Raw genomic sequence first — 16,397 nt, forward strand, 5'->3', positions numbered from 1 at the left:
GGAAAGGGGAGGGGACTTGATTTTCCTGTTTCCCCCCTTTCCAAGGGGGGACTAAGGGGGGTAATTGACTTGTGTGTACACCGTAGCCTTCACAAGGGGGGCTAATCACCCTCTTTTACCACCTTTTTAAGGGGGTCGCCGCAGGCGGGGGGATCTTAACCGAACCTTATTACCTGCTCCCCCGCTCCCCCGCCCCCCTGCCCTACTTCTGTGTCAGGTGGCAAAATTGGGCAGGTAAAGCAGATTGATGCAGGGTATTTACAGGTGGCTGGGCAGTGAAAATAATCTCACCATTGGCATCGCGGATCATACCTTGAGCTTCTACTAAGGGGGCGGAAGCCACAGAGGATGATACATCATTGCTGTTAACCACTGGTGTATTACGAGCATTATTGCTTAAAGCTGGTGTTTTACTTGTTACCCAAGTGGTTGGTGCTGTCCCCGCAGTGAGTGTATCATCAGGGCTGGGAGGCAGCCCACCCCTGCCAGTGATCACAAATTCACTTTGCCCTTTGGCGGTGTGACTGTTGCCACCACAACCAGAGGCAATTAACTTGGTAGGATCGATTAATTGTGTAGATAGTTGCACTAATCCTTGGCTGGGGTCAACGTTGAGGTTTTCAACTGTGACTTGTCCTTGAGTACCGACATCAGAACTGGCACTGATATCACTGCTGCGGTTTTTACGTATGTTGTCCAGTGCCTCTCGTCCTTGAAGTTGGAATCCTAAGATGCGGTTGGCTCTCATATTAATCTTGCCACCGTTGCCGCCATAAGCATTGGCAATGATGTCGCTATTTTCCGACGGGTCTGCAATCACAAACCCATCTTTGACGTTAATCTCAATATTGCCGCCATTACCCTTGCTGTGTTGAGTTCCGGCTGAGGTGGAAATAGTGCTGTTGTGACGCAGCAGTAATAAATTGTTCAGCTTCAAATTGATATTGCCAGCCTCACTTTGCTTGCTTTCAGAGATGATTTCCCCTCGATCTAGCTTAAGTTTTTCGGCTTGGATGTCGATACTACCGCCTTTGCCAGTATTTTCCCCAGAGGCAGAAATTTTGGCATGATCTTCTATAGTTAATTGACGAGTATGAATGGAGATACTGCCACCATTGCCTGTGCCTTTGCTTTCTACAGTAAGCTGTCCATCACCGCTTAAAGTAATTGAGTTGGGGGCGTTGAGTTCTAAGTTGCCGCCGATACCGCTACTAGTGGTAGAAGCAGAGATTTCCGCGCCTGGTTGTTGAAATTGTACTTGCAAGTCGTGACCGCTATAGGGATTGAGCGTCAGTTTCCCCGCTATACCAGCACCTGCGGTTTGTGCAAACAGTCCCGTCGTCAAGTTCTCCATCCCTGCCAAGTTGATGGTGTTAGCACTGACAGTCAAATTGCCGCCCGTACCTGCATTTTGCTCCTGGGATGTGGTGTTTGTCGAAACTTGTGTACCACTATTGATATTTAAGGTGGGAGTGATAATACTCACACTGCCTGCTTTCCCGGAACTGGTTGTTTCTGCTGATAACTTGCTATTATCAGTCAAAATAATTGAGTCATGGGCAGTAATGTTAATATTACCCCCATTTCCTTGAGTGCTGGTGTTAGCGGTAATTTGACTACTATTGAACGTTACTAGACCTGGGCTATTTATCATTACATTCCCGGCAGAGGCACTGCTTTTGGTGTCACTTTCAATGCGGCTATTTTTGAATGTGAGACTTCCAAAGCTTTTGATGGTGACATCTCCTGATTGACCTACCTTACCAACTTCCAAGGGGATGGGCTTTTGGTCAGGTATTTTCACTAACAACTGCCCACTAGTCACAATTTGAGTATTAGTGAGCGATAAATCCCCAAAACCTTTTATTTGAACCTTCCCAGCTTCTGCGGAAGAAGAGAGAGTTAATATGTCTAGATTGCTGACATTGTTTTTAGCTTGTATAGTTACGTTCCCACCCTTTCCTGCGGTTCCGTGCTGAGAAACCGAAAAGGAGTTAAGCATTGGATTGCGAAGTTCTTCTATGTAATTTTGTTGCGAATAGTCATAAATGTAAGTTTTAAAGCGATTTCCAACAATATCCCCATTTTTAGCACTCAGAAAAATCGCTCCCCCAGTTCCACTATTACCAGATTCCGAGTGTGAGAATGAGTTAAAATCACCTTTAGCTGTAATGTTGCCGCCAGCAGTTAGGGCGATCACTCCCCCATCATTTCCCAGACTGTAGGAGTCGATATTGTTGGTAGTGATGTGACCGCCAGCAGTCAGGGTGATCGCTCCCCCATTTACATAAGAGGCGGAGTAGATATTGTTGGTAGTGATGTTACCGCTAGCAGTCAGGGCGATCTCTCCCCCATTTCCCAAACTGTAGGAGTAGATATTGTTGGTAGTGATGTGACCGCCAGCAGTTAGGGCGATCTCTCCCCCATTTCCCAAACTGTGGGAGTCGATATTGTTGGTAATGATGTGACCGTCAGTAGTCAGGGCGATCTCTCCCCCATTGCCAGAACCTAAGGAGGAGGAGTTGATATTGTTGGTAGTGATGTGACCGCCAGCAGTCAGGGCGATCTCTCCCCCATTGCCAGAACCGAAGGAGAAAGAGTAGGAGTCGATATTGTTGGTAGTGATGTGACCGCCAGCAGTCAGGGCGATCGCTCCCCCATTTCCATCAAAGGAGTTGGAGAAGATATAGTAGGTAGTGATGTTACCGCCAGCAGTCAGGGCGATCGCTCCCCCATTAGCCAGATTGCTATTTTTAGAGTATGAGAGCAAATGACCCGTATCAACACTACCCGTGGTAGCTTCAATACTAATCGCACCTCCGATGGCGATCGCGTCATCGCTAAGGGTATCCAAATCATCTTTTTGCCTTTGCCCATTGGTGCTAATGAGTTGGGTATTTACATCCCCCGATGCTGCCGTCAGGCTAACTATCCCCCCAGTTCCATTAAATGGCTGTAAAACAACGTCTCCATCCAAAGTAATTCCCTCTGGCACAGTACCATTGCTATAACTAAATACATTGCCAGAATTAACACCCCCATAAGCCAGAGTACTTTGTCCAGATCGCAGAATTAATGTAGAATTCTTTGTTAAAGTCTCAGTATCTGGCCCTGTTGGCAAGCTGTTATTATCTGCCCCAGTAATGTTGATATCACCCTGAAAGCGAATATTACCCGTTGCTTCCACTAATAGCGATGTTCCTGTATAAGAGGCTGCCACATCCACATCACCATTGGCACTAATAATTGGGTCATATAAACTGACAAAATTTGCCAGTCCCCCTGACACCGGAGAAATCGCAAAATTGCCACCACTACTAAAGTGAGCATCAAGCGAAATCTTGCCATCACTGCTAAAACTGAGATTGCCCCCACTGACAAATGGCGTTTGTGTCGGGTGGTTCAACGCTAAGATATCAATACCGCTATTTCCTTGAACTGTGAAATTCCTACCCGCAGAGGCCATAAAAGGATTTGTGACACTATCTCGTACCTTCACATTATCCTCAGCAAACAATGTCAAATCCCTGAGAGCGTGCAACTGTCCCTGCAAATCTAGATTCCCCGCCAACAGCGTTAAATCTTCTCCGACAGTCAAATTGCCTTGATTGGTAATTGTTCCTCCCGCCCCTGAAGCCCCCCACTGAACTCCGGGAGTGGCACTCATTGTTAGTAGTGGCGGTGCCTTCGGATTTTTGGCACTAAACTCGCTACCATCAGGAAACACAAAGCTATTTGCTGTACTTGCCACAAACGAACCTTGAATATCTAACTGGGCATTTGACCCAAACTTGATACCTTGAGGGTTGAGGAGAAATAGATTTGCGCTACCATCAACACCTAAGGTGCCGAAGATCCGAGAAATATCCGCACCAGTGACGCGGGTGAAGATATTGGTAATCCCAGCCGGATTGCTGAAATAAACGCGCTGCCCATCGTTGACATTAAACTCTGAAAAACTGTGGAACAATGCACTACCACGAACTGCTCCACCATCAATGCGATCGCCCTCCAATCCTCTAATCATCACATGAGAATTTACTTGCGAGCTTTCAGTCCCTAAAGTGGTATCAGGTGTAATTTGTCCTATGCAAGTTGTATTGGTAAATATTAGTATTCCTAACAGTTGGGTGGTTGTGCTAAATCCTGTCTTCACCCAACTCAAATATCTTCTTTTACTCTGGTCTTCTCCTCTGCTCTCTGTTGCCTGCCCCTTTTCCTCTTGTTGACTAAGCCCCGTTGGGGCGGGGTGTGGGGGAAAATTAAGAAAACCAAATATCGAGTACGAACATGAATATTTTCTTTCTTCACTACACCCGACACCCGACACCCGACACCCGCTCATCCTTATAGGTAATGGGTTTGGCGTTATCTTAGTGCCATTGGGGTCAGAATCCTCTTCCAACGTCGTCCCCACACCCCACACCCTACACCCTACACCCTGTTCTTGATCAGCCAGAGAGAGGGGGTAACGATGTCGCAACCTCAAAAAGGTTTGTAAATAACAGAGAAATACAAACCATTTTCTTGCCATGTGTCCCCCTTAGAATCTCTTGATGTCAGTGGAATTCCCCAATCTAAACGCGCCGTCAAATTATCACCTTGATGCCAAAGCAATCCTATACCCGTACTAACTAAAGTGTTAGTCCGAGGATTTGAACCGCCATTATTCCAGCCTGTACCTATATCGACAAAAGGCGTGAGTTGCAATACTCCTTGAGAAACTCGCGCAATCGGTAAGCGAATTTCTGCGGTTGCTTGTATGCCATTATCTGTTAACACTTGATCCTGACGGTATCCGCGCACAGTTGTTTGTCCACCGATACCAAATTGTTCTAGTCCCAAAAGCTGGCGATCTGCTAATTGCATATCAGCTTGCAGCAGCACTAAGGTATCGGGCGCTAGTTGGCGCAACCATTGGGCTTGTCCTCGCCAGCTAAAAAAGCGGCTATCCGGTTCATCTTTATTGATTGTGGCTCCTAAAACACCCAAGCCGACACTGAATTGCGATCGCGCTGCTATTACTTGTTGGCTACTGCGTTGAGTCCATTCTTGAAAAAATCGGATCGCAGAAACCCTTGTGTTTCCTTTGTCATCAGCACCAACCGCTAAAGGGAAAGCCCCGATGTCGTCATAACCTAAAAATGTTTGACTTGCTTGGTGGCTGGCGGTGATTCCTAAAGTGAACTCTCGGCTGGGAGTTTGGACAAGAGGTTGACGAAAGGTTAACTCGTAGTATCTGGACTGGGAATTGATATCCAAAGAGTTAAAAGGACGCTCTATAACATTACTATTAGTATTGCCATAGCTAAAAATCAGCTTACCGTTGCGGGGATTGACTGGTAGGCTATAGCTCACATCAAAGCCATTACTACCATCAGTATTGGTGTAACCAACACTTAAACCATCTCCTAGTCCTAACAAATTGGCTTCGTTAAGATTGATGCGGCGGCGAAAACTGCCCACACTCGGACTGCGTTGGTTATCTAAGACTATTTGAGTGTTGAAAGTATTGGCTTCAGTAACTTTAACTTCTAATATATTCGTCCCCGGACGAATGCCGGCTTGTAAATCTGTAGATATGCTTTTAATTAAAGGATCTAGTTGTAATAGTTGCAATCCTTGTAATAGGCGATCGCGCGATAGTGGTTTACCAGCAGCAATGGCGAGGCGATCGCGTATATAGTTGGGGGTGAGGCGGCGCGTACCTGTAACATTGATCTTTTCTACACTTCCTTCTACCGCCTGCATTACCACTACCCCGCCTTTCACAGTTTGGGGGGGAATAATTACTCCAGAGGTCACATAGCCTCTATCTATATATAACTTCGTCAGTTGTGAACGTAGTTGGAGTAAATCATTAAAGGTAATTGGGCGTTTGAGATAAGCATCTGTCACACGCGCCAGTTCTTTGTTGCTAAAAACTGTGTTCCCCACAAACTCAAACCGTTCTACAATCAACGTTTCCGCTAACGTCTGCGGATTAACATCTGGTTGAGTTGGTGACTGGGGTGTAGAGGGTAACAGTTGTTCTGGAGACGGTAGTTCTGGGAGAGGTTGTGGTTGGGGTAATGGTTGTATGGAAGGCGGTTTTACCTCAATGGGAACCTCTTGCGCCGCCAAGGGTTGTGAATAAATGCCAAGAATTAACCCTGTTAGCAGGAATAATATATAGACCTTAGTTGAATAGTATAGATATGGATGAGGCGATCGCCTACCCTGCAAGCCGTTCATTATTTAACATTCCCTGGTACAACACCACAAACTTGACTAGATAGCCCCGACTGTAACCCAGTAGCCGTTGTTGGTTGAGCAGTTAGAACAATATCTCCATTCGCACTGCGTACCATACCCACTGCTTCGACTAAAGTATCGGCAGTATTTGATGATGATTGCTTTAAATTCGTCTCAGTCATATTTTCAGAATTATTACTATTGTTAGCAGTATTATTTACTACCCATTCCGGTAAACTTGCCCCAGGCTTGAGAGTATCATCAGGGCTGGGAGGTAGCCCCCCACGTCCAGTAATTACAAACTCACTTTTTCCTTTAGCAACGTTACTGTTGCTACCGCAGCCTTGGGCAATTAATCTAGAAGTGTCTACTAGATTTGTCGGCAGTGCAACAAGTCCCTGGGTAGGATCAATACTGAGAGTATTAAGCGATACTTCTCCATCTTCACCCACATCAGAACTGGCACTAATGTCGCTGATGCCATTTTTATCAAGATTGCTCAGTTGTTCTGAACTCAACTTTCCCTGGTTTTGAAAACCTAGAATTCTGTTAGCAGTAATCTTAATGCTGCCACCCTTACCCCCAAAGGCATTAGCAATAATATCGCTATCTTCCGATGGCACTGCTACAACAAATCCATCCTTGGCATCAATAGTGATACTACCGCCATTACCAGGCTTAGTTGTCGAACCTGCGGTAGCAGTAATTTTGCTTTGGCGACGGAGTAGCAAATTCTGTGTTTTAATAGCAATTTTGCCACCATCTCCTTGACCTTGATTCTGAGCTTCTATTTTTCCTCCGTCAGCAGCCAAGAAGTTAGTGTCAATATTAATATTTCCACCTTTGCCTGTTGCTGTGTTTCTAACACTACTGGAAATCCGCCCTTTTCTTGCCAGTAACACTGAGTTTGTAGCATTAATTATGACATTACCAGCATTACCTGTGCCTAGATTACTCACAGAAATGCGAGCATCATCTGTGATAGAAAGAGTACGACTTTTCAGTTCAATACTACCGCTATTACCCTCGGCATTCTCTCTAACAACGCTGATAATTCGTCCTTGATTCTTTAAGTCAATCTGCTGTGCATTGACTTTGATATCGCCTGCATTACCTTTTCCTTTTCCATCGGTATCTGCCGACAAGCGAGCGCCATCTTTAATTATTAGCTGATCTGTGTTTAATGTAATGTTTCCTTTGCCATCGGAGGAAAGCAATTTACCTTGTTGCCTAATTTGAGTGAAAATACCAGTCTGATTAGGGTCTGTATCCTCTAGTGTGGAATTGCCTTGAAGTAAGACAATATCCTTTGCCTGAATAGAAATATAGCCAACTTTGTCTCCTACGCCAGTCAGACTAGAGTTAATCTGAGCGCCATTAGTCAGAGACAAGCTGCGTGTGAAGATGTCAATATAGCCATTATTTCCCTGACTAGATATCTTGCTGCCGTTAAGAACAGATACTTCGTCACTAGCATTAATTTTTATATATCCTGCATATTCTGAACCATTACTATCAGTATTTATTTCCGAAGTCTGATTCAGAGACAAGCTGCCTGTAGTGATATCAACATAGCCAAGATTTCCCTGACTAAATATCTTGCTGCCGTCGAGAAGAGATACTTCGTCCCTAGCATTAATGTTTATATTTCCTGCATATCCTGAATTATTAGTATTATTAGTATTGATTCCCGACTTCTGATTCAGAGACAAACTGCCTGTGGTAATATCAATATTGCCAAGATTTCCCTGACTAGATATCTTGCTGCCGTTGAGAACAGATACTTCGTCACTAGCATTAATTGTTATATTTCCTGCATATCCTGAACCCTCATTATTAGTATTTATTTCAGATTGCTTAAGCAGCACCGAACCTTGTGTAATTATCTTGATATTGCCTGCATTACCTGTGCCATTCTTTTTTGTTGTTGTAGTAATTTGGCTATTTGTTAAAGTTAAAGAAGGAGCGTTGATCTCAATATCGCCACCATTACCATTACGAGCATCCGTGCCAATGGTGACTTTATCTAATTCGAGTGGTTTTTGACTTGTAAAAGTAATGTTTCCTGAATTTCCTGTTATGGCAGATTCGCTTGTGACATCAAGGTCATCTTTATTTTTTTCTCTACCATTAATTGTAATAGTTCGGGCATCAATTGTAATATTTCCTGCTTTGCCAGTGCTACCGCTAGGAGGGTTGGTATCATTTTTAGTTCGCGTCACAATCGCGCCAGCTTGGTTAGCAGTAACTGTAACTGTACCTTGAAGTGCCTGTAACGTAATATCCCCAGTATCACCCGCATGGCTCTTTGCGCCAGAGGCAGTTGAGTTCGTAAATATGCCTCCTTCGACAGTGATATCACCGTTGCTGCTGGTAATTTGAATTTTCCCAGAGTTTCCAGAGTTATATTCTTCACCATAATATTCTGAATTGCGTGTGATTACGGAAGCATTAATAGCTCCGGCATTAGCTTTATTATTTAGGTTTTCTGAGCCGATTGTGATATTGCCACTACTTTGAATAATAATATTACCTGCATTCCCTGTGTCATCGTAATTATTATCTATACCAGAAGATATTTGATCGGTTGTGATATGACCTTTGGATTGAATAACAATATTCCCCCCATTCTGTGTTGCTGAAGATTGGCTTCTTCCAGAATATATTTGGTTGGTTGTGATATTTCCTGGCAACTGAGAATTAGGTTGATATTGATTCGTTAAAAATATTAAGCCTCCTTCATTTTTAATATTCCCGTAGATATTGATATTGGCATTTGTTGGAGGATTGATTGTCGTTGGATTTTGCAAGAATGCAATAGGCAGATTGGGTGTAAAGTTTGGAGTGCCAATATAATTGGAATCTACCCCTGCTCTAATATCTAACGTTGGTGTTTTACTACCATCAATTTCTAGTGTTGTTCCATCCGATAGCGTGACGGTTTCTTGAAGAGAATTGCCTGTGCTGTCTACATTATTGATTGTCACGTCACTAGCAATATTGACACTCCCACCCGCCAGAATGTGCAAAGATGCACCTGTGTAGCTACTAAAACTCACATCTCCAGTAGCGCGAATTACAGGATCATCAGGACTAAACAGATTACCTAAATCGCCGTTTAATTTTTCTATCCTAAAACTACCTCCAGCCCAAAAATGTGCATCGCCGCCAATGGTATTTTCCGATTGCAACACCATATTGCCACCAGAGTAAAAGCCACTATCTGGGTGATTTAAGGCATAAATATCTACTTTCTGATTACCTTGCGCCAGCATATTCCCACCCGCCGCCGCAATAAAAGGATTACTTTCGCTATCTCTAACTTTTAAATCGTTCTGCGCTTGTAATGTTAAATCCCCACCAGCTTGCAGCGTTCCTTCTAAATCCAAATTTCCGGCATTCAGTGTCAAATCTTTTCCCGCTACCAAATTCCCTTGATTGGTAATACTTGCGGTTGGCTGTGAACCAAACTGCACACCCACAGGTACACTCATTGTTAATAATGACGGTGCTTGGGTATCAGTAGCACTAAATTGACTACCATCCAGAAACTTAAAACTGTTAGCTGTGGTAGCCAGGAATGAACCTTGAATATCTAACTGGGCATTTGGCCCAAAAATAATGCCCTTGGGATTGAGCAAAAATAAATTAGCTGCACCATTTACGCCCAAAGTCCCCAAAATATTAGAAGGGTTATTGCCAGTAACTCGACTCAAAATATTAGCAACGCCTGTAGGGTTAGCAAAATATACTCTCTGCCCATTGTTGACATTAAATTCTGCAAAACTATGGTAGAGGTTGCTTCCTCTTCTGGCACCACCTTCAATTAAGTCAGTCCCATTACTTGTACCATTTATCAAGTGGGAACTTTCATTTCCTAATGTAGTGTCAGGTATAATTTGCGCCAAGCAAGGATTGCTGGTTAATATCGATACTACAGCAATCTGGAGGATAGTTCCCTTTGCTAGAAACAATCCAAGTTTGCCGTAAGCAAAATTCCTACGGTTATTCACGGTGGCTTCAAAGTTATATTACTGAAAAATAATGCATAAGTTCTTACACATTAAAATCGCTACATCGTAATTTGTCAAGAATTTATATAGTAATTTTCGTGGTTTAATGTATAGTTTTTTAGACTCAAGTTTAAACTAAGCAGTAAAAAACGACGCAGAAAAGCTGAGTTAAAAACAAAAAGACTTTAGTCCTAAAAATTGATAATTTTAAGCAGATTCTGGTTACATTTTGCAGAATATAATTGTATATTTTTTAACAAAAATATAACAGAATATACTATGGTGTAGTTGCTCACTCTTCCAACCTGGAGAGATTTAAGTAATAAATGTGCTTTTACCCTTCAAAATTTGTCAAATAGCCTCTTATCCATTTCACAAAAAATATGGCACAAATACAGACTGTGTAGAGACGCGATATATAGCGTTTATACACTAATACGATCGCATCTATTGTACAGTTTATGTATGCGATCGCTCCCTTGTTCAATTCGCTAAAATATAACCGCAAACAGTAGTTTAAATATCTGACAAGTGCGGAAATATCAAGTTTTTTACTTACTATTTAATATCACTATGCTTGGTCTTATAGGCTTCTTTTTGCTATCGGATAGATATCCTGTAGCGACTTGCGAACAATGGAAATATAGTACTGGCTCGACCAGTGAAAAATATTACGCTTATCCTGTAAAAATAGTAGTCAAGCCTTGGCGGGGGCAACACCATGTTTATGGAAACTTTATCCTTCCTAAGGGTTATAAAAATAATGGTTTTTTTACCATAACACTGCCAGGTCAAAAAACTTACTGTGGCGCAATTCGTCCTATTGCTGATATATCACCGCCAGGGCTTGACACCCAACCTAAAAATTCTCGCTTTAGAGGATATTTAAACACTCGCGTTGCTCTTTGGATAATCATCCAAGGGCATTTCAATGATTTAAAAAATCCCCAAAACTGGAAATTAGCCTATTTTGAGAAAAGAAAGTATAAATTTTAATTTTTAGCAGGGAACAGAGTAAAAAGTGTTTATACTTCAGCCTTTTTATATAGAACTAATATTTGATTTTTGGAAAAAATTAGTACATTGTTACCTGCCTTATTTTCTGTTGCCTATTGCCTATTGCCTGTTGCCTGACTACACAAGTATGTTCAGCAATCAAACCGGATTCCTATATTAGTATTCCTGCAATACTAGCAGTGATAAAACTGGCCAGTAGACCACCTATCATTGTTCTGACACCCAAGCGAGCTAAATCATGTTGGCGGTTAGGAGCGATACCAGTCATACCGCCAATAGTAATTCCAATAGAGCCGATATTTGCAAAATTGCATAATGCGTAAGTGGCAATAATTACTGCTCGTTGGGAAATTTTGCCACCTTCCATTAATTGCTTTAAATCTAAGAAGGCAATAAACTCATTCAAAATTGTTTTTGTCCCTAATAATGCGCCCACTTGTTGGCAATCATTCCAAGGTACACCCATTAACCATGCCACAGGAGCCATGATAAAAGATAATATCAACTGCAACGATAACTGCGGCAAATTCACCAGTGAACCCAACCATCCTAGCAAGGCATTTAATGCAGCCAATAAACCTAAAAAAGCAATAATCATTACACCAACGTTAACTGCTAGTTTCACACCATCAATGGCTCCCGTAGTAGCAGCATCAATTACGTTGATATAATCAGTTTCTAAATCCATTCTGGCTTTACCCGCCGTCTGAGAAACGTCTGTTTCTGGGTACATTAATTTTGATACTACTAACGATGTCGGCGCAGTCATAAAGAAAGCTGCAATTAAATGTTCTGGCGGAATACCAAAAGAAAGATATGCGCCTAAAACTCCCCCAGCAATAGTTGCAAAACCTCCTGTCATCACTGCATGAAGTTCTGATTGCGTCATATTGGCTACATAAGGTTTTACCATCAGTACCGCTTCTGTCGGCCCCAAAAAGATGTTACCTGCACAAGATAAAGACTCTGAGCCTGATGTTTTCATTGTTTTCATCATCACCCATGCCAACATATTTATAACTCGCTGCAAAATTCCGTAGTAATATAAAACACTGATAAATGCAGAGAAAAAGATAATTGTTGGCAGGACTTGAAAGGCAAATAAATGCTCCTTAAAATTTTCGCCAAAAACAAATTTAGCTCCGACATCAGAAAAAGCTAAAAAATTGCTGACAATATCTCCTAAAGATTTGAAAACATTTAAACCCCACGGCGTTTTCAAAATTAGCAGCGCAAAAATAAACTCTAATCCTAAGCCCCAAGCAACTGTTCGCCATCGAATTGCTCGACGTTCAACAGATAGGGCATAAGATATACCCATAAAAACTAACATCCCCAGGGCAGAAATAGCACGTTCCATGTGGTTTCCCAAAACAGGCAGCTTAACCTGGTTAAAAAGTATACATAAAAATGTAGTTTATGGGGATTTTTTATTGATAGTTAATTAATGAAATTAAAGATGGCGATCGCTTGTCAAAATATTGTGGAAAAATATAATGGTAATTGAGAAGTAATCTTTATACCAAGTTAAGATTTAGAAATTGTAATAAAACTTTCGGTTTAAAATTGTTCCAAAACTGATACCCTAAAATTTACTTTGTCAAAAAACTGTTTATGACTCGAATGTTTCGGCGATACCATCGCCAAATAGCAATTATCTTATGTTTGCCTTTGTTTTTAACTGTATTAACTGGTTTGGGCTTTACTGTAGCCCATGAATGGTTACATCAAGATGAACTAGGTGAATTCATTTTGGGACTGCATACACTAGAAATCATTCATTTAGAAAAAATTTACCCTATTTTGAACGGATTAGGTTTAGTTGGCTTATTGATTACTGGGGTAACTATGACAGGTTTATTCCGCCAACGAGCTTAGGGACTTCCAACTAATAAAATATCCAATCATGAGGGGTAGCAGGGGGAGCAGAGGGGCAGAGGAGAAATTATTTATATCATTTATTTGGTGAAATGGTATGAGGGAGTCGGGAAACCCGCCCAACGCAGTGGTTTGGCTATACAAACGCGCGTCCGCCTGCGCGGACTAACCTAAAATCAAACTTAAGTCGCTTGGTGCAAGATGTGAATTAACTATTAGGCTGACTGGCATTAATTAAAGTTGCATTTGCCAAAACTTGGACTTTTGTTAACTCACGTACAAGACTCTGAGCTTGATGTTGATAAAGTGGCGTTGGTAATACTATCGGCAAACTATTCAGCCATTGCCTAGCAAGAGTAAAACTACATCCGGTAATAGAGACGATTTTTTCTGCACCATCAGCAATAGCATTGATAGTTAGAGCTTTTTCAATCTTCACCTGCCAAAGACGAGGCAGCATTTCACCCCATTCTATTCGCTGTAAACCATTGCTGGAGGCTAAAATAATTAAGCGATCGCCTACATCTAGTTTTAGATCATTCCAAGGTAATAATGAGTAATTAGATTGCCGAGCTTTTTGATAAAGAATCGGCACAACACCATAACCAAGAGCTATTTGAGATAGTAGTAATCCGTTAAGAGTATCACCCTGTTCAATCTTGTATTCTGTCACCATGATAATCTCAGCATTGAGGTGAAAAAAGCTGAGAACGTTTTCTCCAAAAGCGGCACAAGCAAAAACTTCGGCTGACAATGTTGCACCACACAAAACTTGAGCATAGGGAAACAGTGGCGCGATATCTTCACTAAATTGGCGATCTTGAGAACGGATAATCAAACGACTAGAAGGGTTCATGGCATAAGCCATTAAACCCACCTCTAAATTTTCCATGTGATCGTCACCGACCACAACAATACTTTTGGCATGAGAAATATTAGCCTCAGCCAGTGCCGCATGAGCATTGTCAATAATCTTGGGAATCTGCGGTAATGTCTTTTGCTCAAGAGTAGTAGTGTGAATCCCAACTAAAGGTTGATTCAGTTCTTGCAAAACCTCAGCTATAGTCTGCCCTAACTGATTCAAACCAATCAAAACTACATGGTTGCATTGGGGTATTGGCGGAGATCTCTTGAAAAACTCAAACCTGGAAGTAACCAGAGCATCAGTCAATAAAGCATACAACACACCCACGAAAGCTTGACCGATTAACGTCAGTCCCAGACTAAAAAATCGCAACCACCAGGGCATCTGTTCTGAAGGTAATAATGGAAATTTCACACCACCAAATAAATCACCATATCCTCCCAAAAGCAATACTGCTGTTGCATAAAAAGCTTCTTGAACTGAGATATCAGGATAATACAGCCAATAAAATACTATTCCCATTAGCCATAGGATGAGTACAGTGATTGCATAGATTGTGGCAATGCGCCGGATTTGATTTTGGCTTTGATAATAAGATTGCCAAAATTTGATGATTTTTTGTTGGAGATTTTTTACTGTTATACCTCGAATCAACTGTTGCCACTGCCACCCGAAAGATTGAGATTTACTAGGATATTGCTCAAACAAATCCATCTGTTGTGCTACCTCAACATAAACCAGAGTGTCCCCCACTTGTACCACTGTCTCTGGATTCCACTCATAGAATTGTTTTGGTGGTTGAGATGAAACAGGTGTATGGCTCAAGACGCGGCGAGTTGTTAAATTGAGACGATATAATTGCTTGCCACAACACCAGCTTTCATGTCGTTGTACCCGATGCTCGTTGACTCGTAATAGTTGCCCCTCTAAAGTGAAATATCCAATTGCTTCCGATCCCAAGGCTGCCAAAGCAAAGGCATGAGCAGAAAGATGAGTCGGTTCAAAAGCTACAAAATTGCCGAGGTTTTTGGTTAAAAGTTCAGTGAAGTTTTGTTTATCAGAACGTACAATGATGCGGATTTGAGGATTTATACGTCGAGAAGCCAATGCCGTTTCTATATTTACGCGCTCATTTCTTGTTACCAACAGAATTGAACGACATTGACGTATGCTTGCCTGCTCTAAAATGATGGGTTGGCGACAGTCTCCGATAATTAAGTTTTCTAATAAGCTTGGTACTTCTGGAACTTCCCAATATTCAGGCAATACATTATCTATGGCAATGATTTTAACATTGTACTGCTTTAAAACAGCAATACAATGTTGACCTAAACTTTTGAGTCCACATACTAAGAACAGGTCTGGATTTTTGTCTTGACTAGTAGCGGTTGTTGTGGAGTTCACTTGCTGTTAAAGGCTTTGCTACCAGAACTTGTGTTTGATTTTATGCTGCTATTTATCCTAATGTAAGCAAATAAGTTTGCATGGCTTTTTTACAAATCTTTTTCTCATGAATGACCAAGCCCCGTTGCGGCGGGGTGTGGAGGAAGAGACAGCCGCAACAACCGCGATTGATACAAGCCCTGCCCTCCCTACACCCCACACCCTACCCCCTACACCCTGCGCGCAGCGCATGACCTACTCAGCTTTAGAAATTACCTGAGAATTTATCGTGTCTTGCTGGTTGCTAGAGTGTAAAGTTTCACGGGTAATCAAATACTTCTTACCCAACTCAGTAACATGAAGATATTGTGTTAAATCGATGGCTCGTCTACCATTATCACTCGCTTGAACCACATCACTGATATAACCAGAGTTCATCTTAATTAATTTTAAATCTCGTAAACGTCTTAACTCATCACCTACTCTTTCGGAAACATAAAAGTTATAACTCGTCTTTGCTTGACAATTCTTCTCTAGTTGATCAATCTTTTCGTAGTCTTTTTCTCCAAGCAGAAAGTTATACATAAAAGCTTGCATTTCTTCTAAATTTTTTTGTTGTTTTTGTAATTGCTCTAGCTGTTGTGCTTGCAGTTCATCGATTTGTTTTTTCTGCTCATCAACCTCTTGCTTGAGTTGCTTAAACTTTGCTGTAACGCCACCTTCTTTAGAAATAGCAAAATCCTCTAATCTATTTAGCAACCCAGAGTTGAACAATAAAATAATGGCGATGACTATAATATCTGGAGTTTCTATTTTTCTTGGCTGTTTTCCTTCTTTGAAAAACATTGGGCTAATTAAGCTAAATATTAGATATCCCAGTGCCAAGAATGAAACAATTTCAATTAATAAATGTTTATGATTTTTTTCGGGTACTTGCTGTTCTGTTTGATTAGAATTTTTCTGTTCAGTCATAATTATTCAACTTTAATTTAATAAAATAAAAACAC

The 16,397-nt window shown here is 41.6% G+C and carries 9 protein-coding genes; 3 read left to right on the forward strand and 6 right to left on the reverse strand.

All coding sequences use genetic code 11. The features are described from left to right. Nucleotides 1-202 precede the first annotated feature (202 nt). The 3 genes from H6G76_RS15890 to H6G76_RS15900 are packed head-to-tail and all read right to left on the reverse strand — an operon-like array spanning nucleotide 203 to nucleotide 10,247. A complete protein-coding gene (locus tag H6G76_RS15890) occupies nucleotides 203-4,534 on the reverse strand; it encodes a filamentous hemagglutinin N-terminal domain-containing protein (RefSeq protein WP_190702229.1) in 4,332 nt (1,443 codons plus the stop codon). Beyond that, entirely contained in the window at nucleotides 4,486-6,234 is a 1,749-nt protein-coding gene (locus H6G76_RS15895; protein WP_190702232.1) for a ShlB/FhaC/HecB family hemolysin secretion/activation protein, read from the reverse strand. Before H6G76_RS15895 ends, H6G76_RS15890 begins: the two co-directional genes overlap by 49 nt. Further along, nucleotides 6,234-10,247, reverse strand: a complete 4,014-nt coding sequence (locus H6G76_RS15900; RefSeq protein ID WP_190702235.1) for a filamentous hemagglutinin N-terminal domain-containing protein — start codon at nucleotides 10,245-10,247, stop codon at nucleotides 6,234-6,236. The genes H6G76_RS15895 and H6G76_RS15900 overlap by 1 nt, the downstream gene beginning before the upstream one ends. A 573-nt stretch (nucleotides 10,248-10,820) precedes the next feature. Between H6G76_RS15900 and H6G76_RS15905 the strand changes: the two genes are divergently transcribed. Then, nucleotides 10,821-11,243: a hypothetical protein gene (locus H6G76_RS15905; RefSeq protein ID WP_190702238.1), complete on the forward strand. Its 423-nt coding sequence runs from the start codon at nucleotides 10,821-10,823 to the stop codon at nucleotides 11,241-11,243. Between the two features lie 172 nt (nucleotides 11,244-11,415). Here the strand turns inward: H6G76_RS15905 and H6G76_RS15910 are convergent, their stop codons facing one another. Beyond that, nucleotides 11,416-12,624: a NupC/NupG family nucleoside CNT transporter gene (locus H6G76_RS15910; RefSeq protein ID WP_190702240.1), complete on the reverse strand. Its 1,209-nt coding sequence runs from the start codon at nucleotides 12,622-12,624 to the stop codon at nucleotides 11,416-11,418. A 254-nt stretch (nucleotides 12,625-12,878) separates the two neighbouring features. Here H6G76_RS15910 and H6G76_RS15915 point away from each other — a divergent pair, with 254 nt between their 5' ends. Next, nucleotides 12,879-13,142, forward strand: a complete 264-nt coding sequence (locus H6G76_RS15915) for a peptidase (RefSeq protein WP_190702243.1) — start codon at nucleotides 12,879-12,881, stop codon at nucleotides 13,140-13,142. A gap of 208 nt (nucleotides 13,143-13,350) precedes the next feature. On the opposite strand, the gene H6G76_RS15920 is transcribed toward H6G76_RS15915, so the two are convergent. After that, nucleotides 13,351-15,411, reverse strand: a complete 2,061-nt coding sequence (locus H6G76_RS15920; protein WP_190702246.1) for an NAD-binding protein — start codon at nucleotides 15,409-15,411, stop codon at nucleotides 13,351-13,353. A 106-nt stretch (nucleotides 15,412-15,517) separates the two neighbouring features. On the opposite strand from H6G76_RS15920, the gene H6G76_RS15925 reads away from it, so the two are divergent. Beyond that, the gene (locus H6G76_RS15925) at nucleotides 15,518-15,670 is read left to right on the forward strand and encodes a hypothetical protein (RefSeq protein WP_190702248.1); all 153 of its coding nucleotides are present in this window, start codon (nucleotides 15,518-15,520) and stop codon (nucleotides 15,668-15,670) included. On the opposite strand, the gene H6G76_RS15930 is transcribed toward H6G76_RS15925, so the two are convergent. Beyond that, the gene (locus H6G76_RS15930; protein ID WP_190702251.1) at nucleotides 15,646-16,362 is read right to left on the reverse strand and encodes a hypothetical protein; all 717 of its coding nucleotides are present in this window, start codon (nucleotides 16,360-16,362) and stop codon (nucleotides 15,646-15,648) included. The genes H6G76_RS15925 and H6G76_RS15930 overlap by 25 nt on opposite strands. Between the last annotated feature and the right edge of the window lie 35 nt (nucleotides 16,363-16,397).

Origin of the sequence: Nostoc sp. FACHB-152, assembly GCF_014697475.1 — a bacterium.
Lineage (GTDB): Bacteria > Cyanobacteriota > Cyanobacteriia > Cyanobacteriales > Nostocaceae > Nostoc_B.

Bases quoted from the DNA above. Each gene is read 5' to 3' on its own strand.
- H6G76_RS15890 (WP_190702229.1), bottom strand. From the start codon at position 4,534: ATGGCAAGAAAATGGTTTGTATTTCTCTGTTATTTACAAACCTTTTTG.
- H6G76_RS15895 (WP_190702232.1), bottom strand. From the start codon at position 6,234: ATGAACGGCTTGCAGGGTAGGCGATCGCCTCATCCATATCTATACTAT.
- H6G76_RS15905 (WP_190702238.1), top strand. From the start codon at position 10,821: ATGCTTGGTCTTATAGGCTTCTTTTTGCTATCGGATAGATATCCTGTA.
- H6G76_RS15910 (WP_190702240.1), bottom strand. From the start codon at position 12,624: ATGGAACGTGCTATTTCTGCCCTGGGGATGTTAGTTTTTATGGGTATA.
- H6G76_RS15915 (WP_190702243.1), top strand. From the start codon at position 12,879: ATGACTCGAATGTTTCGGCGATACCATCGCCAAATAGCAATTATCTTA.
- H6G76_RS15925 (WP_190702248.1), top strand. From the start codon at position 15,518: ATGAATGACCAAGCCCCGTTGCGGCGGGGTGTGGAGGAAGAGACAGCC.
- H6G76_RS15930 (WP_190702251.1), bottom strand. From the start codon at position 16,362: ATGACTGAACAGAAAAATTCTAATCAAACAGAACAGCAAGTACCCGAA.